Raw genomic sequence first — 24695 nt, forward strand, 5'->3', positions numbered from 1 at the left:
GGGATTAATGGAGGTTTTCGTTTACAAAATTCTGAGTATAGCTTTTAATCATTTCGCGCACTTCCGCAAATTGCGATTTGATTTCTTCTTCTGTTCCCTGTGCTTTTGCAGGATCAGGGAAATTATAATGAAACTTAACCGCTTTTGTGGGGAAGTAAGGGCAGCTTTCTTTAGCATTATCGCATACCGTGATTACAAAGTCGAAATCGATGTCCAGGTATTCCTCAATGTTATTGGAGGTATGACCGGAGAGGTCTATTCCATCTGCCTTCATGGTTTCAATGGCTCTGGGATTTACCCCATGGGTTTCTATTCCTGCGCTGTAAATGACGGCTTTATCGCCTGCAAAATGTTTCAAATAGCCTTCTGCAATCTGACTGCGACAACTGTTTCCGGTACACAATACCAATACTTTTTTCATGTTCAATGTTTTATTATAAGGTTAGCAGCATCCCGAATCAGGTCCACAGGTGGGGCCGCTGGAAGCCAGGTTGATCAATTGGATTTTAGGTTTTGCCTCCGTAGCGGCAGGTGCACAGCATTCCTCTCCGCTGTCTGTAGTGCCACAGCTGCCACCACGATTAATGGCTTTGCATTGTGTCGCATCAGGGATCAGGTTTACAATCAGGTCTTCTCCTGCGATGGTCAGTTCTCCCGGGTACATCTGTCTGGTGTCAAACTGAGAGTTTCCGAATTCAATCTTTACAATGCCTAAAGGATTCAGGGGCAATGTTTTTTCTACAAGCTTGACAATAGACAAAGCTTTGCCAACCTGCATTGCTCTTTCACTGTCTTTTTGACTAGGTTCCCAGAGCTGAACAATGATTTCTGTCCAGGAGTTCATCACCCCGCCGCAGTCTACCGAAACAATCGGAGCCTGTTTGATTTCTGTAATGTGATAGGAAGCATCTACCCATTTGTTTTCTGCATATTGAAATTGCAGGGTCAGCTCCGGATGTTCCTCCAGCTTTGTTTTAAAGCTTTGCCAGTTCATAAATGTGGTTGTATTCATAATATTGCAATTTTACGATTGATTTAGACAATTTTTTTTAACAGCATTTGACTTCGCCTTTGTAAGAAGAGAAAAAGGCTCCCAGTTGATGCTCCATCATTTTCCAGGTAGTAGGGTTGATGCAATAACATACACTCACGCCTTCGATCGTTCCCTGGATTATTCCTGCTGTTTTTAGTTCTTTTAAATGTTGTGATATGGTGGCCTGAGCAAGACCAAGTTCTTCCACCAGATCTCCGCAGATACAGGTGTTGGAGATCAGGATTCTTTGCAAAATGGCAATCCTGGCAGGGTGTGCCATGGCTTTCAGGAGCTGCGACAACTGATTCTGCTCGTCGGTAAAGATCTCTGATTTGGTAAGTCCCATTTTTATCTTGATTAATATATTGCAATAATACGATTAATATGAGAATTCAAAGTCATTTTAATGTTTTATCTGAAATTATTTCAAAATTCGGTGTTAAGGTGGCCTGGATTAACCTTTTTCAGTTGCGATCCTGTAGGTAGGATCTTCCAGAATGTTCACCACAATCACTTCTTCTGCATCTTTTAACAATCTCCTGCAATCTTCGCTCAAATGGGTCAGCTGCAGTTTCTTTCCCGCTTTATGGTACCGTTCGGTTAGTTTATTGACTGCATCAATCCCGGACATATCTGCAATGCGGCTATCTTTGAAATCAATGAGGACTTCCTGAGGGTCATTATGGACATCGAATTTCTCGTTAAAAGCAGTTACGGAGCCAAAAAATAGAGGTCCATAGATTTCATAATGTCTGACGCCGTTTTCGTCAATGTATTTTTTTGCCCTGATCCTTTTTGCACTTTCCCAGGCAAAAACCAATGCCGAAACAATGACACCAATCAAAACTGCTAAAGCAAGGTTGTGAAGCCATACGGTAATCCCGGCTACCAGGATACCAACAAATATATCCTGTTTAGGCATTTTATTAATGATCCGGAAACTCATCCATTCGAAGGTTCCGATGGCTACCATGATCATAACCCCGGTTAAAGCAGCCATAGGTACCTTTTCTATAATGGGCGCACCAAAAAGAATGATCATTAAAATCGTCAATGCTGCAATGATGCCGGATAAACGTGCCCTTGCTCCGGAAGAGAGGTTGACCAGGGTTTGAGCAATCATCGGACAGCCGCCCATACCAAAGAAAAACCCATTGAGCATATTGGCACTTCCCTGGGCAATGCATTCCCTGTTGCTGTTTCCTTTGCTATCGGTTATCTCATCCACCAGGTTTAGGGTCAGAAGTCCTTCTGTTAAGCCTACAGCAGCCATAATCAGGGCATACGGAAAGATAACCTGAAGTGTTTGCAGGTTAAATGGCACTTCTGGAATATGAAAAGGGGGAAATCCACCAGCGACTGAAGCAATGTCTTTGACCGTTTTGGTATCTATGTTAAATCCAAGGACCAGGAGAAATACGACCATAATGGCTACCAGAGAAGGAGGGACAGCCCTGGTGATTTTTGGAAGCATCACCACGATGGCGATGGTTAAGGCAACGAGCCCGAGCATAAGGTAAAGGGCATTGCCACTTAGCCAGACCATTTCTCCGTTTACCTTGATCTTAAACTGCTCCAGCTGCGCCATAAAGATGACGATGGCGAGGCCGTTTACGAAACCAAACATCACAGGTTGCGGAACAAGGCGTACAAATTTTCCAAGCTTAAACAGACCAATGCTGATCTGAAAAATACCAGCCAGAACAACTGCCGCAAAAACATAATCCAGTCCATGTGATTTCATAAGGGCAATCAGAACGATTACAGTGGCTCCTGCTCCACCGGAGATCAGTCCGGGCCTTCCGCCAAAAATAGCAGTGACCAGCCCCATGATGAATGCGGCATATAAACCCACTAAAGGAGGGAAGCCTGCAAGAATAGCAAAAGAAAGAGATTCTGGCATCATAGTCATAGCTACCGTAAGGCCAGCCAGGATTTCAACTTTGTAGTTGATTTTCTGAGAAAAATCGAATAGTCGGAGATAGGGCTTCATTCAAAAGCAAAGATAATAGATCAGCATAACTTTGCAGGCAAGAATAGTGCGGGAGTCCTGATTGCATCTGTTAATAGTTGATATTTCTTGGTAAATCGCGCAACCAACCGTATAAAACTGTATTAATAAAAGAGATGATGACAAATGAAACTAAAAAAAACGGCTGTCCAATTTGAGCAGCCGTTTTTTTTATGGATTTGATTCAGGACTTAAATACCTGTATCTTTTTTCAATTCTATTACATCCTGAACGTCTTGAGGTAGGTTCGAAAGCAGGTTATAACCCGTTGCTTTCTCGATATCTCTTACCGTTACCGTATATTTTTTCCAATCCGGATCAATGGTGTTGATGTTCGGTGTATTTATAGCGATTACCCTGGTAGAAGTACTTACTCTCTGCACGTCGCCATTTCCGTTAGGAATAACTACGGCAACTTTCCATACGTTACTTGGTACAGTTACTTTTCCGTTATCAATAGTACTGGTCATGGCTCCTGAACTTCCAACGCCACCAACTCCGTAACTACCCATAATAATGTATACCTCATTTCCTGCAGTCACCTGCGAACGGAGGTAGCTTTCCAGACCTTCCCATGTTTTTTGATTATTCATCGGTGCCTGAGGGATCATGTTGTTCATTAAGAAAGTGGCACCATTCGCTTCTTTGGAACTGATGCGGTCGGCAGAAGGACAGTTATGACCTCGGTCAAAACCAGATCCGGAATAGCTGCTGCTTAATACCTGGTAAAAACCGGAAGGTAGGCCGGTATAGCCTGCAAAATTATCTAGTCTTTCTGTTCCTTTGGTGATGCTTTTGGCATCCAGATGCCAGCTTACCCAGTTTGGTGTGCCTCTGCCGCTGCTATAGGATTGGGTGTAATAACGCATATCTAAGAGGTAGTTCTCTGGTGTAACTGTACTTGCGCCTGAAGGATTTCCGAAAAGTGCATTGCTGTCATCTCCGGTGAGAGGTTGTGCATCCGGGCCAACTACCAGGTCGCGGGAAGGCAAGGTAGGGTTAGGATTACCACCTTCTCCCGGATCGGTATCAGGTTTTCCTAAAATGATTCCCGACTCTCCGGTTCCCTTAAAGATGATGTCATCTATGTTTACTCTGGTACTCGCACTTGTTTTTTGGATCTGGAAACGTACCTTTCCTTGTGTGTTGATCTGGAAGGAATCGGTAACCAGGGTGGTATTGGTTTCCTGAATCTCTGCACCCAGTGGGGTAAAAGTGGTACCGCCATCTGTAGACATTAATAATTGCCAGGAAGAGTTGGCGTCTTTACCATATTTACCATGGCTGATATATAAAGTCTTTAATCCGCTCACATCAAAATTCATGGTGATTTTTCCGGTTCTTAACCTGGCGCTTTTCAGACCGGTTTTCAAATCGGCAGGCAGGTTACCAACCAATGCGTCTTCGAAATTCCATACCCCGGTGATCAGCGTATCCGTTTTAGCCGCATAAGCAGTTTTACTGCCATTTTCGAAATCTTCTGTAATTTTGTAGGTGACTGGAGTGTCGTCTCTTTTGGAACAACCTGCTAAAGTGAAGATAGTCAGGGAGCTGTAGATAAGTAAATGTTTGATTCTCATATTTTGATGTTTGATACAAAATAATGAGTTTAAATATTACTACAGTGTTAAATTACTCGAATGTGGATAATATTTTTTAACAAACTGGTTTAAAAGTCGTTAAACCTGTGTTAAATTCAGGTGATTTGTTAATATAATGATAATTTAACATTAAAAGCGGCTTGCTTTACCTTTGAGGCGTGAGTATTCCCGTTTTTGTATTTTATGAGCTGTTGATCAGGCTATCCGAACTGAACCCCAATGTGGGAGATTATTTTTCGCATACCCTGCTGGAAAAAGAAGTGATTTTGCAAACCACCACCGGCCTGGTGAAGGTTCCCCGCAATTTATTGAAAAAGCAATTTACTGATCCCAGGTTAATCGCTGAGTCCGAACTTTCTGCCCTGATCACACATTTTAAAGCGAGCTGAGTTAAAGGATCAGGCCGGAACATGATTCAAAGGTTTGATCAGGCTGGGATCATTGATGTTTCTATCCGCGATATCTCTGGATACCAGAAACTTCAGCATCTGTTCTTCAGGGTAAGCGGTACATACCGACAGCAGTTCTTCTTCGGATGCTCCTTTGCTGAGCCATAATTTTTCGGTTTCCGGAGTTAAAATAACCGGCATGGATTTACGGATATCCCTCACTAATGGATTGGCAGGGGTAGTGACGATACAAAAGGACTCGTACCTTTCTTTGGTTTCAGGATCTATCCAGGCAGACCATAATCCAGCCATTGCAAACACCTGACGGTCCTTCAATTGAAACCGGAAAGGGTATTTGTCTGCTCCAAACCTTTGCCAGATATAGAATGCATCAGCCAGAATCAGACATCTTTTGTTGGCGGTTACCAATTGTTTAAATACTGGTTTGACCATGATCTGGGAGCTTCGGGCATCGCACATGGATGATTTTCGTTCTTTAAAGAAGAAAGGAACCATCGAGAAATGCATTTTTCTGATCAGCTGGGGCTGATCAGCAGCGATGACCATTCCGGGCATATATATACCTATATTATAGGTAGGGGTATAATCCCCCTCAAGCTGGTAAGGATAGTATTGTTGGAGTGTTGAGAGTCCTTCAGCAAGAGAATAAGATGAAGCCATCTGTGAAGTTAATATTTTTTTGTAAAATGGAAGCAGAATTCTATTCGTGCAGATGAAGCTTTTTGTTCAAGTCTCTGATCTCCTCCTGCATCCGACTGACCTTTTGTAATAAATGTCTGATTGCGTCGATTCCCTCCATATTAATGTGCAGGTCGTAATGTAAATGAATGTATTTATCCAGTTCGCTGAACTGCTCCTGATGAACGCACTTTTCTTCCCCGATAAGGGTGAATATAATGATACCCGACTCTTCCAGAGAAACCATAAAAGAAGGGTCTATGTCGTAATTGATACAATATTCAGTGATGGTGATGAATTCTGTTTCCATAGTTGCAGGGGTTAACTCAGGTTTTGTAATTCCCTGAAGAGTTCTTTTTGCTTGTCGGTCAGGTCGGATGGGATCTTTACGGTGTAAGTGATAAACATATTCCCGAATTCTCCTTCTTTCTTATAAACAGGAAAGCCCTTGTTTTTTAGCCTCACCTTTGTTCCGTTCTGGGTTCCGGCAGGTACTTTCAGTTTTACCTTTCCATCCAGTGTTTCAATGGTGACTTCGCCCCCCAGAATGGCGGTATAGAGGTCAATCTCCTGTTGGATATAAAGGTCGTTGTTCAGTCTTTTAAACATAGCATCTTCTTCAATATTGATAGTAATGTAGAGGTCGCCGGCCGGGCCTCCGTTTACGCCGGGGCCGCCATGTCCGCTTAATTTAATGACCTGCTCGTCTGCGATACCTGCAGGAATGGTGATGCGTATGTTCTTTCCGTTAACGGTTAAAGTTTGTTTATGGGTTTGATAAGCGCTTCTCAGTTTCAGGCTTAGTGATGCCTGATAATCCTGACCTTTATATTTTACGCTGTTTCTTCCTGATCTTCCGCTTCCGCCGCCAAACATCGATTCAAAGAAATCTGAAAAGTCTCCGCCTCCGAAATCAGCACTGCCATATCCTCCTCCGGAGAAGGGATTTTGGGTACGTTGTCTGGATTGGGACCTTTTAGACTGCTCAAACTGTTCGGAATTTTTCCAGTGTTCTCCGTAATCGTCGTATTTCTTTCTTTTGTCCGGATCGCTAAGCGCCTCATTGGCTTCGTTGATCTCCTGAAACCTCTTATTGGCCTCCTTATCATTAGGGTTGAGGTCCGGATGATATTTTCTTGCCAATTTTCGGTAGGCTTTTTTTATATCGTCCTGAGAAGCCTTCTTGTCGATACCCAGAATCTTATAATAGTCTATGAATGCCATGTAAATAACTGATCTGTTCTCAAATTTAAGATAATATTTTCAGGCTTTATCAAATTGTAGCCAATTGGTTTAAGTTAGTGTTTTTAATACACCCGTTTTCTCAGGAATAATAATAAATTTGAAAATGAACCAAATGTAATCTGTCCCTGTGCGCATCTGCCTGTTCCAGGTAAATGCCGATCCGTGCCTGTTTTGCGGACTGTATTGCATTGCGTTGAATGATTAGAAAACCATGAACACACATACAATATATGAAACCAAACCAAATCAATTTAAGAAGAGATTTTATGAAGAACTCTGAGTTGGGAGTCGCCGCATTCAGCATGATGCCCCGATATGTCCCTGATGGTACCGGCTATTTAGCTTCCGGCGGGATCAAAACCTTTAGCGATAATCAGGAACTGATCAGACTTAATGAATTAGCTGTCAATCAGATTAAAAGATAAAAATGATGGAAGAAAAAAAGAACCCGACTGCAGATCATTCCAGAAGAAATTTTATTAAAACAACTGCTTTAGCTGCAGCCGGTTTTATGATTGTGCCGAGACATGTATTGGGTGGAAAAGGATTTCTTGCGCCCAGCGACCGATTGATGGTTGCCGGAGTAGGAGTTGGAGGAAAAGGTCAAAGCAACCTGAGTAATATATATAAAGGTGGAAAGGCTGATATCGCCTTTTTATGTGATGTAGACGATCGCCGGGCTGCAAATTCAGTGAAGAATTTTCCGGCAGCAAAATATTATAAGGATTACCGGCAGATGCTGGATAAGGAAGCGAAGCATATTGATGGGGTAGTCGTTTCTACACCAGATCATAACCATGCCATGATTGCGATGGCCGCGATGCAACTGGGTAAACATGTGTATGTCGAAAAACCGCTGACGCACGATATATTTGAGGCCCGAAAGCTGACCGAAGCGGCAGGCCGTTATCAGGTGGTTACCCAAATGGGAAATCAGGGTTCTTCCGGAGATGGTGTACGGCAGCTTCAGGACTGGTGTGATGCCGGTCTGATTGGAAAAGTTCATACCGTGTATTGCTGGACAGACCGTCCATCCTGGCCACAGGGAATTTTATGGCCGTCTGCAACAGGTGTTGTTCCTCCGGAACTGGACTGGGACCTTTGGCTGGGAAGTGCACCCTATAAACCTTTTATCGATAAACTGGTGCCCTTTAACTGGAGAGGTTGGTGGGATTACGGAACAGGGGCAATCGGCGATATGGGTTGTCATCTGGTGGAACCTCCTTTTCGGATTCTGGGACTGGATACCCCGATTGATGTGCAGTGTAGCGTTGGAAGTATTTATGTGGATGAATTTAAAAGAGGCTATTTTCCGGATAGCTGTCCGCCTTCCAGTCATGTCATCATGACCTTTAAGAAAACAAAGAAGACCAAGGGAGATCTGCAGATCCATTGGATGGATGGAGGAATTAAACCAGCCCGTCCGGAAGAACTGGCTGCGAACGAGCCTTTTGGGACAAATGGGGTGCTGTTTGAAGGCACCAGAGGGAAAATGATGTGCGATGTCTATGGAGCGAACCCTCGCTTGTTGCCTTTGAGCAGGAATAATGAGGTACACATCAAGCCAAGGGCAGAGAGAGTAACCGGTGGTGTGGACGGACATTACTGGGACTGGGCAGAAGCCTGTATTGCTGGTTATGGAAAGAAACAGCTGAGTTCTCCTTTTGAAATTGCGGGGCCACTTACAGAAACCCTGCTGATCGCAAATCTGGCGATAAGAGGGACAGATGTTCAGGTACCCCGGTCTACCGGAAATGGTTTTGATTATCCTGGTCGGGACATTAAACTGATCTGGGATAAAGAGAACCTGAGGGTAACTAATTTTGATGAAGTCAATCAGTTTGTGAAACGGGAATACCGTAAAGGCTGGAGTTTAGGTGTATAATAAAGAAATCAGTAGATATGTCATCAGAAAAGACGATTAGCGTATTGGTTGTGGGTTGTGGCAATATGGGGAAGTCTCATGCTGCTGCATACCATGAACTGGAGGGGTTTGAAATTTGTGGATTGGTATCCAGAGGAGATAGTAAAAAACTGTTAAATGAAAAGCTGGGTGGAACTTATGCTTTGTTTAACGACTACGAAGAGGCTTTGGAGCGCACAAATCCTGATGCGGTCTGCATCTCAACTTATCCGGATACCCATGAATCGTTTGCCATCAGGGCAATGGAAAAAGGCTGTCATGTTTTTATAGAAAAACCGCTGGCAGATAGTATGGAAGCTGCTTATAGGGTAGCTGATGCGGCGAAGAAATACAACAGGAAGTTATTGGTCGGTTATATCCTGCGGTATCATCCGTCCTGGAAACGGTTTATTGAATTGTCTCAGGAGATGGGCAAACCGTTGGTGATGCGGATGAACCTGAATCAACAAAGTCAGGGAGCAAAATGGGCGGTACACCGGAACCTGATGGAAAGCTTAAGCCCGATTGTAGATTGTGGCGTTCATTATATTGATGTGATGTGCCAGATGACCCGGTCTAAACCGGTTCAGGTGACAGCTATAGGTGCACGCCTGACGGAGGACATTCCTGAGGGTAATTATAATTACGGACATTTGCAGATCCGTTTTGAAGATGGGTCTGTGGGTTGGTATGAGGCTGGTTGGGGACCGATGATCAGTGAAACTGCTTTTTTTGTGAAGGATGTGATCGGACCGAAAGGGGCAGTCTCTATTGTTGCAAAAGAAGCCGCTGCGGCAGGTAACTCGGACCAGATTGATGCACACACGAAAACGGAGTCTATTAAAGTTCATTATGCGGACCTGAATGCAAAAGGAGAATTCTCAAGACCTGACGAATGGGTTGATCTGAGAGATGAACCTGATCATCAGGAATTGTGCAGCCGGGAGCAACGTCATTTTCTCAGGGCAATACGGGAAGATCTGGACCTTAGTGGTCCTACCGAAGATGCGCTCAATAGTCTGAGTGTAGCCTTTGCCAGCGACGAATCTGTGAGGACAGGAGCGGTGGTTAGGATTAAGTAATTTCAGCGTGATTAAGTGTAAATAAAAAGCCGGCCGACAAGCCGGCTTTTTATTTACCATATAAATTCATGTTTTGTCAAAAGTTTTACTTAGTGTATATTATTTTGTATTTGTATGTTTTGTTTATGCTTTAAAAACGCGTTTATTGTGTCATTTATCAATAAAAATTATTTTTATAATTTATGCTTAGTGTATTAATTTTTTATATGTTTGTTTCAGGATGCGCTGCTGGTCATACTTGTGATGTCTTTTGGGGCTTCTGTTTGCGATACTGATTCATGATGTCTTACGCTCTTAAAAAATGTAACATATCTGATTTTTATGGAACGTAAATCTCTATGGGTTGAGGTCGCAGGTTTTAAATTAAGTCAACTGAATAATTAATCTATTGCAGCTTTTATGAGACACTTGAGGATATCGCCTTCCATCACCAACAGGAAAACAGATTCATTGGAAAGGTATTTAAATGAAATTGGAAAAATTGAGTTGTTAACCACAGAGGAGGAGCTTTCCCTGGCACTCAGGATCAGTGAGGGGGATGAGGAGGCTGCGGCGAGGCTGATTAAGTCGAACCTGCGCTTTGTCGTCTCTGTAGCAAAGAAGTATCAGGATAAGGGCTTAAGGCTTGCTGATTTGATCAGTGAAGGGAATAAAGGTCTGATCAGGGCGAGCGGTCGTTATGATGTAACTAAGGGCTTTAAATTCATCTCCTTTGCAGTATGGTGGATTCGTCAGAGCATCATGGTGGCTATTGCAGAGCAAAAGCGTCTGGTCAGGTTACCTGGCAATCAGATTGTGGGGATTACCAAGACCCATCGGGCGATTGACCAGCTGGAGCAGGAATTGGAGCGGCTTCCAAGTACAGAGGAGATTGCGGAGTTGCTGGGGATCTCTGAAGAACGGGTATTGGATTATATCTCCAACTCCCCATTGTCACATTCCTTAGATATGCTGTTAGGTGAAGATAGCGAAACCACTGTAAAAGACCTTATCCCTAATGAGAATGCTCCTGCTGCGGATCATGGATTGCTCCAGGAATCGATGATTCTGGATATGAAGCGGTATCTGAAGATATTGTCGGAAAGAGAGCAAAAGATCCTTTTTTATTATTACGGTTTGTATGACCATCCCCAGACTACACTTGATGATATGGTGTGCATTTTTAAACTGAGCAAAGAAAGAATCAGGCAATTAAAAGATAAAGCATTGAAGACTTTAAAAAACAGTTCGAAAGCAGAGATGCTGAGGTCTTATTTGCACTAAGGATACCTGGATTAGGCCTTTTTTTAGTCCTCAGGCTATTTTTTGAAAATTTATTTGCACTGTTTTGTTTATACTTTTTCTTGTTTTATTTAAACGAAATCGGGCTTTACGCGGGTTTTTTGAAGAAAAGTAGCCGTTTTGAACAAAAAAAGAGCATTGTCAATAAATATTCATTTGGAGGAAATCCAATAATTATTACCTTTAAAGCGTTATATCATATATTTAAAATCTTAAACGAAAGAAAAACATGGAAAAATTCTCGAAACTTAAAGAACTTATTGCAGGCGTTGAAGCTGATGCAGACAAATTTTATAATTCAGGTAACGGTGCTGCTGGTACAAGAGTACGTAAAGCAATGCAAGATTTAAAAGGCCTTGCTCAGGAGATCCGTACTGAAGTGACTGAGAAAAAAAACACAAAGTAATCTACTTTGAATGTCAATAGAAAGGCCTGCAAATTGCAGGCCTTTCTTGTTTATAGCTATTGAGGATTTTATTTTATAATTTTAAGGCTTCAGCCTTATGGATTCTTTGTCGCAACCAGCCCAACGTAAGATTATACATATTGATATGGATTCATTTTATGCTTCTGTAGAACAAAGGGACAATTCTGCACTCAGGGGAAAGCCTGTAGCAGTTGGTGGTGGGCCTGAAGGACGTGGCGGGGTAGTGGCAACCGCCAGCTATGAAGCAAGGGCATTTGGAGTACATTCAGCCATGTCGTCCAAAAGGGCACAGCAATTATGCCCTCATCTTTTATTTGTTTATCCCAGATTTGCGGTCTATAAGGAGGTTTCCAGGCAAATCCGTGAAATCTTTAGCAGATATACTGACTTGATAGAGCCTTTATCGCTGGACGAAGCCTACCTTGATGTCAGTCATGATAAACTTGGAATCGGATCAGCAATTGAAATTGCAAAAGCCATCAAAGCAGCAATCAAAGAAGAACTGAATCTGACCGCCTCTGCAGGTGTTTCTATTAATAAATTTGTGGCTAAGGTTGCTTCCAATATGAATAAGCCGGATGGCCTTACCTTCATTGGCCCTTCTAAAGTGGAGGATTTTATTGGAAAATTGCCGGTTGAGAAGTTTCATGGAGTAGGTAAGGTGACCGCTGAAAAGATGAAAATCAGAGGTTTACATACTGGTGCAGATCTGAAAAAACTAACCGAGGCAGAGCTGGTCCATCTTTTTGGAAAGAGTGGGCGTTTTTTTTATAAAATTGTGAGGGGGCTGGACCACCGCAAGGTCGAACCCAATCAGGAGACAAAATCCATCGGGGCCGAAGATACTTTTTCCTTTGATCTGGAAGAGTTGTCGGAAATGAAGCCTGAACTGGAAAGGATTGCGCAAATTGTATTCCAGCGGATGAGCCTTTACCGGCTCTATGGAAGGACATTGACTGTGAAAATTAAGTTTAGTGATTTTAAGCAGATTACGAGGAGTAAATCTTTTGCGGAAGAAATTACGACCATCGAGATGGTCAATGAGGTATCCTGGTCATTGTTAACTGCTGCTGATCTGGAAGGAAGAAAGGTCAGGTTGCTGGGGGTCTCTGTTTCTAACTTCAATCCCGCGCCGGAGAAGGGAATGTTATATCAGCCGAGGCTTTTCCCATAGCCTGATTTTGCCTCTGAATCTGCTCTTTTATAACCTGATGGTTTCCAGATTCATAGGTCAGAATCACTTTTTCTAAATAATGTTGCCTGCTATTTAACTTATTCCAGAAATCTCTGATAAGAAGGATTGTTTTTGGGTTATTTATGTAAATTGACCGCAGCATCTAAAGAATAATGTTTTTATCTATGCGATCTTTTGCTGATTTTTCTAATAACTACCTGACACAGCCCGATCTTGTTTTTTTTAACAGGATTTTGCAGTTTCAGAATGCTTATTATTCAAATGGTCAGAAAGAACGGGTGCTGGAGCAGTTATTACACGAGTTATGTGAGCTCACGCAAAGCGATTCGGCAGGTTTGATCAATAATAAAAACCGGTTGAAAGATGTTTTCGTGAACAATGGTCAGGTTGGTCTGGTTCATGCTACCTTTAAAAATACTGGAACCGGAACCGGAAATTATCAGATAAAAAAGATCGGCGAGCAAAGTATGCTGATTTGCAGCATCAAAGATGCCGAAGGTATTGTGGGACTGATTTATCTGATTCGTTCGAACCAGCCTTTTACTGTTGAGAATTATGCCATGATCAAGCCCGCAATTCCTATCCTGAATGGAATGCTGGCCTATATGAACCTGTATGGCAAGAGTGTTCCGGAGCTGGATATTCAATTGAAAAAGACCGCCAGTCTGCAATTACTGATAGAATCCCTTGATGACATCATCCTGGAGCTGGATGAAAATACGGTCATTAAAAAAGTTTGGGTAAAAGATAAGAGTAAGCTGTTTATGCCGCCGGAACTCTTTATCGGGAAAACCTTAACAGAGGTGATGGGCGGTTTTGCCTATGTCTTTATGGAGTGTATACACGAGCTGCTCATTACCGGAGAACGACAGGAGTGTGTGTATCCGGATTTTGATGTGAACAAGGATTTCTGGTACAGTGCGAAGTTCCAGAAAATTGATGGAGAAAACGACGCTGATGCAGTCCGGGTGATCTGTGTGATTGAAGATATCACTGCTAAGAAGTTAATGAGCGATCAATTACAGCAAAGTACAACGGAATTAAAAAGGATCAATAACTTATTGGATATTGGCCTGGATATCTCTAAGATGGGGGGCTGGGAATACCAGTTGCAAAACAGGGAGCTTTTTGTGACCAAACAGATCAATGACATTAAAGATCTGGACCATCAGGTGGTACTTGACTATAAAACTATCCTTGATTACTTTGATCACGATAATAAAATTATCCTGTTAAATACGCTTAACGAAGCCTTTAAAGGTTTCCAGCCTTTTGATATCGAGCTGGAGTTGACTTCTGCAACTTACCAGAAAAAATGGGTTAGGATCGCAGGAGTTCCGGTCTCAGAGAATGGATATGTTCAGTCCTTCAGGGGAATTCTGAAGGATATCACCCACAATAAAAAAAATCAGGAAGAGCTTATTGCAGCGAAGAATCTGGCAGAGCAGATTGCAAGAAAGAGAACGGAAATCCTTTCTATCATGAGTCATGAAATACGTACTCCGTTGAATGGGATTATCGGAATCTGTAATCTGTTGAACCAGAATGATTTTCCTGATCCCCAGATCAGAGAGTATCTGGATCACCTGAGTTTTTCCTCTAACCATTTACTGAGTCTGGTAAATGATATCCTTGATCTGGAGAAAATTGAGAACAAGAAAATGGAACTCAATGAAACGGAGGGAGATCTGGTTGGTCTGGTTGGAAATATCATTAAACAATTCCAGTCGCTGGCCGAAGTGAAGGGGCTTGAGCTAAAGTTTTATGCGGATCATGGAATTCCTTCTTCTGTTATCTTTGATGAGCTCCGGCTCGGAAGGATTTTGAATAACCTCATCGGGAATGCAATTAAATTTACCGAAAAGGGAGAAGTCCGGATTAGCCTTAAAGCGGTCAGACAAGAAGGAAGAATGATAAGGGTGCTTTTTAAGATTGAAGATACTGGAATTGGAATTCCCGAGCACCTTCATAACCTGGTGTTTGATAAGTTTCATCAGGTCCAGCAGGCGAGCCATAGACAACAACAGGGAACTGGTCTTGGATTAAGTATCACCAAGGGCCTGGTTAGTTTATTTAAGAGTGAAATATTCCTGCGAAGCCGTGTAAATGAAGGGACTACATTTGAATTTGAGATAGAATTCGAGGTGGTTAAAGGCCCCGACCTTCGTAGGGTAATTAAAGGAGAGCGGCGTATAAAGGATATTCTGCCTGGATTAAGGCTATTGGTCGTGGATGATAATCCTGTTAATTTGCTCGTTGCCAAGCGTCAATTGTGGAATTTTGGTATCGATGCGGAGCAGGCTGATAATGGATATACTGCTCTGGCCATGTTGAAAGCAGAGGAATTTGACATCATCCTGATTGATCTTCATATGCCGGGGATGGATGGTTATCAACTGGCAAGGCAGGTACAGGTAGATTATCCGGAAACAAAAGTGATCATTTTTACTGCGGATATTCTGGAAGAGGTCAGGATGCGCCTGGCAGAAATGGGGATCACCTATGTTTTGTCTAAACCTTTTAATCCCGATGAAATGCATGAGCTGCTGTTGGAAGTCATCAATAACACCGGCTAGCTTTATTCCATATCGCTCCAGTTGGAAAGATTCACCAGGATTGGCATTAAGGCTTTTCCTTTTTCAGTCAGATGATAATCTACACGCACCGGGATTTCGGCAATGATCTCTTTGCTAAGCAATCCATCTCTTTCCATATCTTTCAATTGTTTGCCCAGTGTCTGATCCGATATTCCCGGCAGAACGCTTTTCAGCAGACTGAACCGGTTTGTTTCTTCATAAATGTGAATCAGGATCAGTGCCTTCCATCTTCCGGAAATGGCGTCCAGAGCGGTATTAATCCTGCATGACCTTAGAAGAAAGGCTTTATTAACGGCATTTGATGAGGTTTCTTTAATCATTACGCGGCTCATTTTTTTATGAGTTACTCCCAAATAAGGGAGCTCTGAGTATTTATTCTTTTGTGCTGTAGTTTTGTGAGAGGGGTTTTCCCTAACAAATATAAAAATAAAGTTACGATGAAAGCAATTGTATTGGATGGCTTTGGCGGACTGGATAATTTCCGTCTTGCCGATATAGAAATGCCTGTAATGAAAGCAGAAGAGGTATTGATTCAGATTAAAGCGGCTGCATTTAATCCTATAGATTATCAAATGAGACTGGGCCGTAGAGAGAAGCACCGGATGACTTCTCCGATTCTGGGAAGAGAGTTGTCGGGGGTGATTATTGCGGTGGGAGATCTTGTACGGGGTTTTCAAGCTGGTGATGAAGTGTTGGCTGCTTCGGGTAGTATGGGTTCCAACGGTAGTTATGCGGAATATATGGCCTTAAACCCGAAAATGATTGCGCATAAGCCTTCCAATATCAGTTTCGAGGAGGCAGCAGCGATTCCTTCTGCGGGATTAACTGCATGGCAATGTTTTAAAAGGATGGATGTGAAACCAGGACAATCGGTTTTTATTACCGGAGGATCCGGAGCGGTAGGAAGTTTTCTAATTAGAATTTTGAAGCAGCAAGGCATTCATCAGATCATTACAACTGCCGGTAACAGAAGGAGCATGGAAGCTTTATTTGCCCTTGGATTGGACGAGCATAATGTAATTGATTATAAAACAGCACATTTGAAAGATCAGGTTATCGCAGCTAATGGTGGAAAGTCTTTTGATTTTGCGGTGGAGATTGTCGGAGGAGAGAGCTCAGAGCTTGCTGCGGAAGTGCTTAGGGTAAACGGAATCTATCTTGATGTGACTTTTCTGGGAACAGAGCAGGCCAGAGGGGTATTGTTTGATAAAGGATGTATCGTGGTCAATATCTCTAATTATGCTTATATCCTCGATAACAACATGATGTATTACGAGGAAACACTTCGTCAGGTTGTCGATCTGATTGAAGAAAATAAAATCAGTCCTCCGGCGATAAATATAGTGGGAGAGCTTAGTATTAAGACGGTGCAGGAAGCTCATTCCCTGATGGAGAATAACCAGGTTCATGGAAAGAAAATCGTGATGAAAATCAGTTAAGTACAAAGACTGATTGATAAAGCGCCCTCAAAAAGTGTCTGACTTTTGGGGGCACTGCAGACGCTTATTGGGGTGCTTTTTAATAAAAAGACACGCTTGATTTTATGTTTAGCACCTGGCATAAGGCCATAATTCTCGAGGTATCTGCGCGGTTAACGATAATGCCTTGTAAATCATCTCCATAGCTGTCTCCAAATGAAATCAGCTGATGACCTGGAGGTATGCCTTTCAGGATCTTATTGATCCAGATAAAGTATTCGTCTGAGGAAGAGAAGTGGTTATGTGGGAAGTCGGGAATGGGGCCGCCTGGGAATTCATCCTGTACTTGTTCGTGAAACTCGTCTATTTTATCGGAACGGAGCAAAAGGTCAAATAATTCTGAGCCGATTGACCAGGTCGCGATTCCTTCCGGATCTACCTCTAATAACCAGGTATATTCTTCACCTGCTTCCGAATTAAGGTATGCTTGAGGATCCTGATAAGCAAGGCAGATAATTTCTGTAATTCTGCTAATTTCTTCCTGTTCCAGCCGGCCATTTGCCAGAAGGCCGATAAGTTCTTTGATTAAATTCTGATCTGTGCTCATTTCTGATTGGTGTTTTCGCCAGTAATTTTTCTAATGAATTTCAGTTGACCGAAATAACTGAAAATTTTTTCTAAAATAAGAAAACGTATGGTCGTGGCATAAAAAAAAGCATCCGGTTTTTAGGCGGATGCTTTTTAAACTAGGTATTGATGGATTAGGCGAAGTTCAGCCAGGAGCTGTCTGCCGAATAATCATCTATTACTTTAACGGTATTGTCGAACTGGAAGGATGCAATTAAAGCGGATACTTCTTGTTGAACCATCGTAATACAATTGTCAACCAGGTCTTTTCTGAATCCTTTTTTCTGTAGGTTTAATACGTATCCGATGCAAATAATCCTTGTTAAAACCTTACCCAGATCCACCATTTTACGTTGTGACAAGCTTTCTGAAAGTGTGAAGGATAAGTCTTTCTTAAAATACTGGCAAGCTTCTGCAGTCAGGCTGAACATATTTAGGAAATCAAACAGATGTGATTGTTTCTGTTTTTTCATCGTTCTGGTGATCATTTCAGCGGTCTGGTTATACAGCATTTCATTAGAACCTTCAAAGATCTGGAATGGCCTGCTGTCCATAATTCCGCGGCCGCCGATATGAGTTGTTCTGTATCCGTTGGCACCGGAAAGTTGTACCAGCAATTGAGCTGATTCCTGCATCAGGTCAGTCACCACTGCTTTCATGGTATTTGCTTCCAGTCCCTCAGTCGCTAAATTGTGTTGAATACCACTAATTTCGCTACTGTGTGCACACATGGCAGAACAGATGGTATAAGCCGATTGTATTCTTGAAATCTGAAACTGTACATTGTCTATCGCCATTAAATTACCAGCACCTACGATACGGCTATGGCAATGTTGCATGGCTTCGTCCAGCATTCGCTTGATAAAGCCCATTCCCATTCCCGGGAATTGCATCCTGCTTCGGTGAAGAATGTCCAGCATCATTTTTATTCCGGTCGTTTCCGGTTTCAATCTGAAATGCTGAGGCACTACAAGATCGAGCTTGTTTAGGCCGTATGGGATCATATAAAGACCGGCATTGTCAAAATATTCTTCCACAACAATGTGTTGTTTTGGCTGGGTGATGTCGCATAAAAAGAAGTCAATATCTCTGGCCAGGTCGCCATTTTCATTTTCATTTCTTGCGGCAATGATCCAGTAATCTGCCATTCCGGTAAGCCCCTGCCAGTGTTTGGTACCTTTAATCTGGTAACCTTCCTGAATTTCTTTGCTGGTAGTCTTCATGTTAAGGGCATCGCTACCGTAATCAGGTTCGGTAATCATGAGGCCACCCATTTGTCCTTTTTCAAGGAAATTATTGAAAATTCCGGATTTAACTGATTCATCTGCATATTTAGAAACCGGTTCTAAAAAGAGGGCAATATTGATTCCAAAGGTTAAAGAAAGGGGAAGCGACTCATAAGATGCTGCAGCTAAAACGCCCAGACATTCCTTAACGATACTTCCACGGCCACCATATTGAGTTGGAATAGCTACCGAAAGCGGTTGCTGATCCATGATCCCCCGAAGTATTTCAGGAGGCAAGCCTCTCTCCAGACTAAGTTTGTCTATGTCAGATTGTACGTGGAATAAATTTTTTAAGGTTTGCTCGAAGTCTCTGATGTAATCAGAAAATCGGATGTCGGTTGATGTCATAAATAGAATACAAATATTTTAATAAGATCGTTTCGCAAATAAGTGAATATTTATCTAGAATTCTTATAAATAATAAACAATTTTTGCTGAGTATCAAATTCAAAATAATGACAATGTAACGAATCATAAAATGATGCTGATCACATTAGTCTATTTAGTATGATAAAGTAGGTCCCTATCCCTTCTTATACAGCTGTTTAATCCCCACATCGGTTCGCCGGAGGAAAGACATTTTTCCTTTGCGCACCGATGAGTGTAGGGAAATATACAAAAAATATTAGGTTACATGTATTTTTCTCCATTTTGGCGATTTATTTATATTTACCATTATGCTGAAAATTCCGACATTAAATACTGAGCGGCTTGTGCTGAAAGGGGTAACGATGGAAGATGTGCCTTCTTATTCGGGGTACTTCGTTGATTATGATGTGATCCGGTTCTTATCTGCTGAAGTGCCATGGCCATATCCTGAAAATGGAGTTAGAGATTATATTGAGCATGTTCTTTTGCCTCAACAAGGTAAAGACCGTTGGGCATGGGGGATCTTTCTGAAGGAGCAGCCTGATCAGCTGATTGGTTGTATCGATTTATGGCGTGAAGGCAAGCCTGAACACCGGGGTTTTTGGCTGGCTAAGCCATTTTGGGGTAGGGGAATCATGACCGAAGCAAACTTTCCGGTGATCGATGTTGCTTTTAATGAGCTTGGTTTTGAGCGACTGGTATTTGCAAATGCGCTTGGGAACATCGCTTCCAGGAGAATCAAAGAAAAAACAGGTTGCGAACTCATCGGACTTAAAGCCACAGCCTTTGTTGATCCTTTATTAAAAGAAAGCGAAATCTGGGAATTAAGCAAGGAAAACTGGTTGAGGTTTAAAAATAGGTAATTCTTCCAGTTTTCTCTATGGAGAAGGAATCTGGAAAATATAGCAGTTGCAAGCGTTAATAGTGCTTATTAAATCCTGCAGCTGCCTTTGTTATTGCCTGTAAGGTTCCTATGGAATTACTTTTTGTTTACGAAAACGCCTTTAAAAGCAGACCAGCATGCGTTTTTGATATCGATAGGAAGTCCATCTTTTACATAAAACTGAATTCCATTTGCATCGTAGAAATAACGGAAGTAATTACCCAGTTTGTCTGGTTTCTCTCCGGTATGGATATTTTCACGGTTCAGTAACCAGCGGGAATAAGTTACTTCAACACCATTTAAGGCATCTTCAAGGTCCTTAATTCTGCCAGAACTTTTATCGTTATTAATCAATTCACTATAATCTATCATATTACATATTACTTTAATTGACAAAGATACGGATAATATAATGGTCCGGCGACTAAGCTCTGGTTTATGACCGGCATCCGACTATTCTGCAGATATTTAAGGGATTCTGAAAGGCCGGAGAAAAGATATTTTAATTCGCTTCAGTTATACTAAATTTATTAGCATATTTACAGCCTGAAATCACGTTTTTTAATAAATCATGCTGTACGCTGTTGTAGATATAGAGACCACCGGTGGTTATGCCTCAGGAAATGGAATTACGGAAATTGCAATCCTGATTCATGATGGGGTATCAGTGGTCAATTCATTTGAAACACTGATTAATCCGAAGCAATATATTCCCGATCATATTGAGGCTTTAACAGGAATCAGCAATGATATGGTTGAAAATGCCCCTGTATTTGCAGAGGTGGCTTCAGAAATCTACGATTTGCTTCATGATAAAGTGTTTGTAGCCCACAATGTGAATTTCGATTTTTCTTTTATCCGGCATCAGCTTGGTGAAGCCGGATATGATTTACAATGTAATAAACTGTGTACGGTAAGGCTGAGCCGTAAAATATTGCCAGGTCATAAATCCTATAGTCTGGGTAAGCTATGTGCTGCATTAAAAATTTCATTGAACAACCACCACAGGGCGGGGGGAGATGCGAAGGCTACTGCGGAATTGTTGAGCATGCTGCTACAGAACGATACGGAAGGCATCATCCATCAATCCCTTAAAATTACTTCGAAAGAGCAGGCATTGCCCCCTAATTTATCGAAATCCAAGATCGATCAGCTACCCCAGAATCCGGGGGTCTATTATTTTAAAGATCAGAAAGGAAAGGTCATTTATATCGGAAAAGCGAAAAGCTTAAAGAAAAGAGTGTGTTCCCATTTCAGTGGAAATAATGCAGGTAAGCAACGTCAGGATTTCCTGAAGAACATTTATAGTGTGGATTTTGAAGTGTGCGGAACAGAATTGATGGCTTTCATCCTGGAGGCGACGGAAATCAAAAGACTATGGCCGGAAAATAACCGGGCATTGAAACGTTACGAACAAAAGTATGCTTTGTATTCTTTTGAAGACCAGAAAGGTTACCTCCGATTGGGAATTGATACGTTCAAGAAGAACTTACCGGTATTGTATAGTTTCAATACGATTCTTGAAGGGCATCACCTTTTAAAGATCCTGATAAAAGATCATTTTCTATGTGAAAAGCTGTGTTATATTCAGAAAAACAGAATGGCCTGTACTGGTCATGAGGAGGGTAATTGCAGTGGGGCATGTGTGGGTAAGGAATCTGCTCCTGCCTATAATGTGCGGGTTAAATATGCAATTGCGCAACTGAAATCTATGCTTCCGAGCTTCGCCATTATAGATGCAGGAAGAACGGAGGATGAGCAGAGCTGTATTTTAGTGGAGCAGGGTAAATTATATGGAATGGGGTATATATCTCAGTACTCAGATGTTCAGGAGCCTGAGCTCCTGAAATCTGCTTTAAAAGCTTATCCTTCGAATGATTACATCATGCACCTGATTCTGACGCATACGGAACAACACCCGCATAAGCGAATCGCTGTTTAATGACTTTTTTTCTCGATTTTGCTGTGGATCTTTAAGGTTTCCTTTAAAGCTGCAGAACCATACCATACAATCAGATCTACGTCCAATAATTTTGATTGGATGGCCGGATCGGTGTCAACAAGCTTTTTTGCTTCTTCTATGGTAGGTACATCAAGCACAAAAATACCCCTGTAATTCTTATCATTTTTACCCAAGGGACCTGCAACAACCAGTTTTCCGTCTGTCACTAATTTTCCAATATTGGTCATGTGTCCCCTGAAAATACTGTCTTGTTTTGCTTTCGGAAGACTTTTTTGAGTGCCTGTTTTTAAAATTGCCAGAACATAGGTCTTCATTCCGTATTCATCGGCATTTAATTCCTTTGCCAGCTTCTCATCGTAGTTTTTGTTGGTTTCCTGTGCTTTAAGGCTTCCGTAAAAAGCTGTCAAACAAATAATTAATGTGGTTATTAGGTAGTGTTTTTTCATGTGATGTTAAATTGTAGTGAATCCCCCGTGATATTTCTGTATTTCGAAATTACATTTTTTTTTGCATCCTATCGTGCTTAAAAGCAGTGAAATACGCATTAATGGTAAATAAAATTGTAAAATAGATTTGTTGTTATTCATTTTTACTTCTATCTTTGGCGCTCCAACAAGGGAAACGCATCCATAGCTCAGCTGGATAGAGCAACGGTTTTCTAAACCGTAGGTCATAGGTTCGAATCCTATTGGGTGTACAAGGGATTTATCTCTTAATTAAAGGCGAAGTTGCTCCAGACTTCGTCTTTTTTTGTTTAATGGGTTTTTGGACTCATATTTCTCTTCTTCACAAATTGTAAAGAATAAATTTTATCTTGAATTAAATAAAAATCAGATTTAAGATCTTCCAATATGAAAGTGCTATTTTACATCCTGATTGTAGTAGTTGCAATCTGCCTGATCAACTTTTGGTATCAGATTTACATTCTCGGTCAATACTACAAAAGTGCCGGCCTATTTTTTACGGTCATAGTGGCATTAATTCCAATTGTGGTTGCTATTATCTCCTATAAATTAATAAATTACATCAAAAATAATAAACGATGAAAAATCTATTTTTACCGCTCTCTGCTTGCCTGATGGCATTGTCTCTTTCTTCCTGCGATCGCGCTCAATCCAATGTACAAACCCTCTATACCAGTAATTGTGGGGTAAGCTGGGAATTAATCAAAGCCGGTGAAACCGTGCCAAAAGGTGTGGGCATGTGTTCCTATAAAATTACCGTACCAGACTATCCAATGCAGGGTGAAAGTGTTTTTAAAAGCGCATTTAAAAACCGTGTAATGGCTAAAATCGAAGTTACCTATGATTATTCAATAACAGACGCGCGGCTTTATATCGGAGAAGCCAAGTACCTGGGTAAAATGAATAGCGACAGCGATAGCGAAGTGAACAGTTCCCAAGCCTATGAAACTGCTGAGAATTCGGTCATTGATAAAAGGATTAAAGAAATCGCAAGAGATCTATTGTTAAATGAGGATATTGTTGATTTCAATCAAAATGAGTTTGAAGCAGACCTGCTAAAAAATGTAAACAACCTGCTAAAAACAAAAGGAGTGACTTTAAACTTCCTTTCTTTTGTTCCAATTCCTGAAGAGCAAACCAGACAGGCTATTGATGTGGTTACTGCAATGAAAATCTATGAATCAAAAGGACTTACTGAAATCGGAAAAGCAGTTTCATCTGCAAGGGCAGGAGCAACCAAAGTCGAGGTTAAGGTGACTAAAGACGACGAAGTAGTAAAAGAGGATTAAAATATAGGGGCACTCCAGGTGCCCCTTTAACATTTATCTGGTTTCAATCTTTATCGGATTGCTTAAGATTTTATGAATCGGACATTTATCTGCGATTTGCATCAGGCGATCATGTTGTTCGCCGGTCAGCACTCCGGTTAACTCCACCTTCCTGGTGATGACAGTAGCTTCGTTCATGTCCTTTTCCTTACAGATGGCCAGCTCAATCCGGATGTGTTCCAGATTTAACCCCTTGCGGTCGGCATACATTCTTATGGTAATGGCTGTACAACTCCCCAGACTTGCAAGCAGCAAGGCGCCTGGTGCCATTCCTTCATTTGTACCACCCAGATCTTCCGGTTCATCCGCATAAATAAAATGTCCATCTGAGTACACTTTCGTTTTGTAATTTGATCTGTCCAGTTCGGTTACTGCGGTGATTTGCTTGTCTGACATAATGAAAATAAGAATGATGGTTAAACTGATGTAAACATTGGAACAACTGGAAGTACAAAACGTTTGGTCACTTCACAATTAAATGTTAATTAGTTAAAATTACTTAAACATTTCAACTATAGATTTGTTGTCAATACCTAACCTCATATAAATATGCTAAGTAATTATCTCAACTTTCAGTTTGATGTTCAGGGAAAACCCGTGAAAGGTTTCTGCATGAGGATTCAGGACGATTTTCATGAAACTTATGCCGTAGTATTGGATGGCTACCATTCCTTTTGTGTATGGCTGGATTCCTCCAGCACCTGGAGATCCTCAAAATATACCAGTGTAGAGCCGGGAGTTCTGGAGCAAATTATCAGTCGCTTATCCCTAAGCAAACCCGTTTAAAATTTTCTTCTTCTTTACCTTCTTTAATAAGGTTCATTTTAATGGTATTTGTGTATCAATTTGGCTAATAGTATCCAAATAATTAACAATACAGTCATTTTTTTAGTA

At 41.6% G+C, this 24695-nt stretch carries 27 protein-coding genes and 1 tRNA gene; 14 read left to right on the forward strand and 14 right to left on the reverse strand.

Annotated features, from left to right (window positions below; translation table 11 throughout):
* Nucleotides 1–4: 4 nt before the first annotated feature.
* The 5 genes from BFS30_RS18205 to BFS30_RS18225 all read right to left on the reverse strand — a co-directional run bounded on the left by BFS30_RS18205 (nt 5) and on the right by BFS30_RS18225 (nt 4624).
* Nucleotides 5–421 carry an arsenate reductase ArsC gene (locus BFS30_RS18205; RefSeq protein ID WP_069380594.1) on the reverse strand — a complete coding sequence of 139 codons (417 nt, stop codon included), beginning with the start codon at nt 419–421 and terminating at the stop codon, nt 5–7.
* A gap of 21 nt (nt 422–442) precedes the next feature.
* Nucleotides 443–1012 (reverse strand): DUF6428 family protein, encoded by a 570-nt coding sequence (locus BFS30_RS18210; protein ID WP_069380595.1) that lies wholly within the window; start codon nt 1010–1012, stop codon nt 443–445.
* Between the two features lie 37 nt (nt 1013–1049).
* Nucleotides 1050–1379, reverse strand: coding sequence for an ArsR/SmtB family transcription factor (locus BFS30_RS18215; RefSeq protein ID WP_069380596.1), 330 nt, complete (start codon nt 1377–1379; stop codon nt 1050–1052).
* Nucleotides 1380–1487: 108 nt separating this feature from the next.
* A complete protein-coding gene (locus tag BFS30_RS18220; protein ID WP_069380597.1) occupies nt 1488–3026 on the reverse strand; it encodes a SulP family inorganic anion transporter in 1539 nt (512 codons plus the stop codon).
* Nucleotides 3027–3235: 209 nt separating this feature from the next.
* Nucleotides 3236–4624 (reverse strand): DNA/RNA non-specific endonuclease, encoded by a 1389-nt coding sequence (locus tag BFS30_RS18225; protein ID WP_069380598.1) that lies wholly within the window; start codon nt 4622–4624, stop codon nt 3236–3238.
* A gap of 179 nt (nt 4625–4803) precedes the next feature.
* Between BFS30_RS18225 and BFS30_RS18230 the strand changes: the two genes are divergently transcribed.
* Complete coding sequence (locus BFS30_RS18230) at nt 4804–5034, forward strand: hypothetical protein (RefSeq protein ID WP_069380599.1); 231 nt, start codon at nt 4804–4806, stop codon at nt 5032–5034.
* Between the two features lie 9 nt (nt 5035–5043).
* Here the strand turns inward: BFS30_RS18230 and BFS30_RS18235 are convergent, their stop codons facing one another.
* The 3 genes from BFS30_RS18235 to BFS30_RS18245 are packed head-to-tail and all read right to left on the reverse strand — an operon-like array spanning nt 5044 to nt 6957.
* Entirely contained in the window at nt 5044–5715 is a 672-nt protein-coding gene (locus BFS30_RS18235; RefSeq protein ID WP_069380600.1) for an SOS response-associated peptidase, read from the reverse strand.
* Between the two features lie 40 nt (nt 5716–5755).
* Nucleotides 5756–6043, reverse strand: a complete 288-nt coding sequence (locus BFS30_RS18240; protein ID WP_069380601.1) for a chaperone modulator CbpM — start codon at nt 6041–6043, stop codon at nt 5756–5758.
* An 11-nt stretch (nt 6044–6054) separates the two neighbouring features.
* Entirely contained in the window at nt 6055–6957 is a 903-nt protein-coding gene (locus BFS30_RS18245; protein WP_069380602.1) for a DnaJ C-terminal domain-containing protein, read from the reverse strand.
* Nucleotides 6958–7208: 251 nt separating this feature from the next.
* Here BFS30_RS18245 and BFS30_RS18250 point away from each other — a divergent pair, with 251 nt between their 5' ends.
* From BFS30_RS18250 to BFS30_RS18280, 7 genes are all read left to right on the forward strand, one after another.
* On the forward strand, nt 7209–7403 hold the full coding sequence (locus tag BFS30_RS18250; protein WP_069380603.1) for a hypothetical protein: 195 nt from the start codon (nt 7209–7211) through the stop codon (nt 7401–7403).
* 2 nt (nt 7404–7405) lie between these two features.
* Complete coding sequence (locus BFS30_RS18255; protein ID WP_069380604.1) at nt 7406–8863, forward strand: Gfo/Idh/MocA family protein; 1458 nt, start codon at nt 7406–7408, stop codon at nt 8861–8863.
* 17 nt (nt 8864–8880) lie between these two features.
* Nucleotides 8881–9963: a Gfo/Idh/MocA family protein gene (locus BFS30_RS18260; protein WP_069380605.1), complete on the forward strand. Its 1083-nt coding sequence runs from the start codon at nt 8881–8883 to the stop codon at nt 9961–9963.
* Nucleotides 9964–10362: 399 nt separating this feature from the next.
* A complete protein-coding gene (locus BFS30_RS18265; protein WP_069380606.1) occupies nt 10363–11226 on the forward strand; it encodes a sigma-70 family RNA polymerase sigma factor in 864 nt (287 codons plus the stop codon).
* Between the two features lie 247 nt (nt 11227–11473).
* Nucleotides 11474–11650: a histone H1 gene (locus BFS30_RS18270; RefSeq protein WP_069380607.1), complete on the forward strand. Its 177-nt coding sequence runs from the start codon at nt 11474–11476 to the stop codon at nt 11648–11650.
* 145 nt (nt 11651–11795) lie between these two features.
* Entirely contained in the window at nt 11796–12845 is a 1050-nt protein-coding gene (gene dinB / locus BFS30_RS18275; protein WP_237028601.1) for a DNA polymerase IV, read from the forward strand.
* A gap of 185 nt (nt 12846–13030) precedes the next feature.
* Nucleotides 13031–15442, forward strand: a complete 2412-nt coding sequence (locus BFS30_RS18280) for an ATP-binding protein (RefSeq protein ID WP_069380609.1) — start codon at nt 13031–13033, stop codon at nt 15440–15442.
* Nucleotides 15443–15444: 2 nt separating this feature from the next.
* Here the strand turns inward: BFS30_RS18280 and BFS30_RS18285 are convergent, their stop codons facing one another.
* On the reverse strand, nt 15445–15783 hold the full coding sequence (locus BFS30_RS18285) for a winged helix-turn-helix transcriptional regulator (protein WP_069382518.1): 339 nt from the start codon (nt 15781–15783) through the stop codon (nt 15445–15447).
* Between the two features lie 117 nt (nt 15784–15900).
* Between BFS30_RS18285 and BFS30_RS18290 the strand changes: the two genes are divergently transcribed.
* Nucleotides 15901–16902, forward strand: coding sequence for a quinone oxidoreductase family protein (locus BFS30_RS18290; RefSeq protein WP_069380610.1), 1002 nt, complete (start codon nt 15901–15903; stop codon nt 16900–16902).
* 79 nt (nt 16903–16981) lie between these two features.
* On the opposite strand, the gene BFS30_RS18295 is transcribed toward BFS30_RS18290, so the two are convergent.
* Nucleotides 16982–17488: a hypothetical protein gene (locus tag BFS30_RS18295; RefSeq protein WP_069380611.1), complete on the reverse strand. Its 507-nt coding sequence runs from the start codon at nt 17486–17488 to the stop codon at nt 16982–16984.
* A gap of 154 nt (nt 17489–17642) precedes the next feature.
* Entirely contained in the window at nt 17643–19142 is a 1500-nt protein-coding gene (locus tag BFS30_RS18300; protein ID WP_069380612.1) for an acyl-CoA dehydrogenase family protein, read from the reverse strand.
* A gap of 329 nt (nt 19143–19471) precedes the next feature.
* Between BFS30_RS18300 and BFS30_RS18305 the strand changes: the two genes are divergently transcribed.
* Complete coding sequence (locus BFS30_RS18305) at nt 19472–20026, forward strand: GNAT family N-acetyltransferase (protein ID WP_069380613.1); 555 nt, start codon at nt 19472–19474, stop codon at nt 20024–20026.
* A 116-nt stretch (nt 20027–20142) separates the two neighbouring features.
* Here the strand turns inward: BFS30_RS18305 and BFS30_RS18310 are convergent, their stop codons facing one another.
* On the reverse strand, nt 20143–20418 hold the full coding sequence (locus BFS30_RS18310; RefSeq protein WP_069380614.1) for a hypothetical protein: 276 nt from the start codon (nt 20416–20418) through the stop codon (nt 20143–20145).
* Between the two features lie 199 nt (nt 20419–20617).
* Between BFS30_RS18310 and BFS30_RS18315 the strand changes: the two genes are divergently transcribed.
* The gene (locus BFS30_RS18315) at nt 20618–21988 is read left to right on the forward strand and encodes an exonuclease domain-containing protein (RefSeq protein WP_069380615.1); all 1371 of its coding nucleotides are present in this window, start codon (nt 20618–20620) and stop codon (nt 21986–21988) included.
* On the opposite strand, the gene BFS30_RS18320 is transcribed toward BFS30_RS18315, so the two are convergent.
* Entirely contained in the window at nt 21985–22416 is a 432-nt protein-coding gene (locus BFS30_RS18320) for a YciI family protein (RefSeq protein WP_208602985.1), read from the reverse strand. The two genes, BFS30_RS18315 and BFS30_RS18320, sit on opposite strands and share 4 nt — an antisense overlap.
* 216 nt (nt 22417–22632) lie before the next feature.
* Here BFS30_RS18320 and BFS30_RS18325 point away from each other — a divergent pair.
* Nucleotides 22633–22706: transfer RNA gene (locus BFS30_RS18325), tRNA-Arg, on the forward strand.
* Nucleotides 22707–23051: 345 nt separating this feature from the next.
* Complete coding sequence (locus tag BFS30_RS18335; RefSeq protein WP_069380618.1) at nt 23052–23762, forward strand: SPFH domain-containing protein; 711 nt, start codon at nt 23052–23054, stop codon at nt 23760–23762.
* A 33-nt stretch (nt 23763–23795) separates the two neighbouring features.
* On the opposite strand, the gene BFS30_RS18340 is transcribed toward BFS30_RS18335, so the two are convergent.
* Nucleotides 23796–24197, reverse strand: coding sequence for an OsmC family protein (locus BFS30_RS18340; RefSeq protein WP_069380619.1), 402 nt, complete (start codon nt 24195–24197; stop codon nt 23796–23798).
* A 153-nt stretch (nt 24198–24350) separates the two neighbouring features.
* On the opposite strand from BFS30_RS18340, the gene BFS30_RS18345 reads away from it, so the two are divergent.
* Nucleotides 24351–24587: a hypothetical protein gene (locus BFS30_RS18345; protein ID WP_069380620.1), complete on the forward strand. Its 237-nt coding sequence runs from the start codon at nt 24351–24353 to the stop codon at nt 24585–24587.
* Nucleotides 24588–24695: the final 108 nt, after the last annotated feature.

Origin of the sequence: Pedobacter steynii, assembly GCF_001721645.1 — a bacterium.
GTDB classification, from domain to species: domain Bacteria; phylum Bacteroidota; class Bacteroidia; order Sphingobacteriales; family Sphingobacteriaceae; genus Pedobacter; species Pedobacter steynii_A.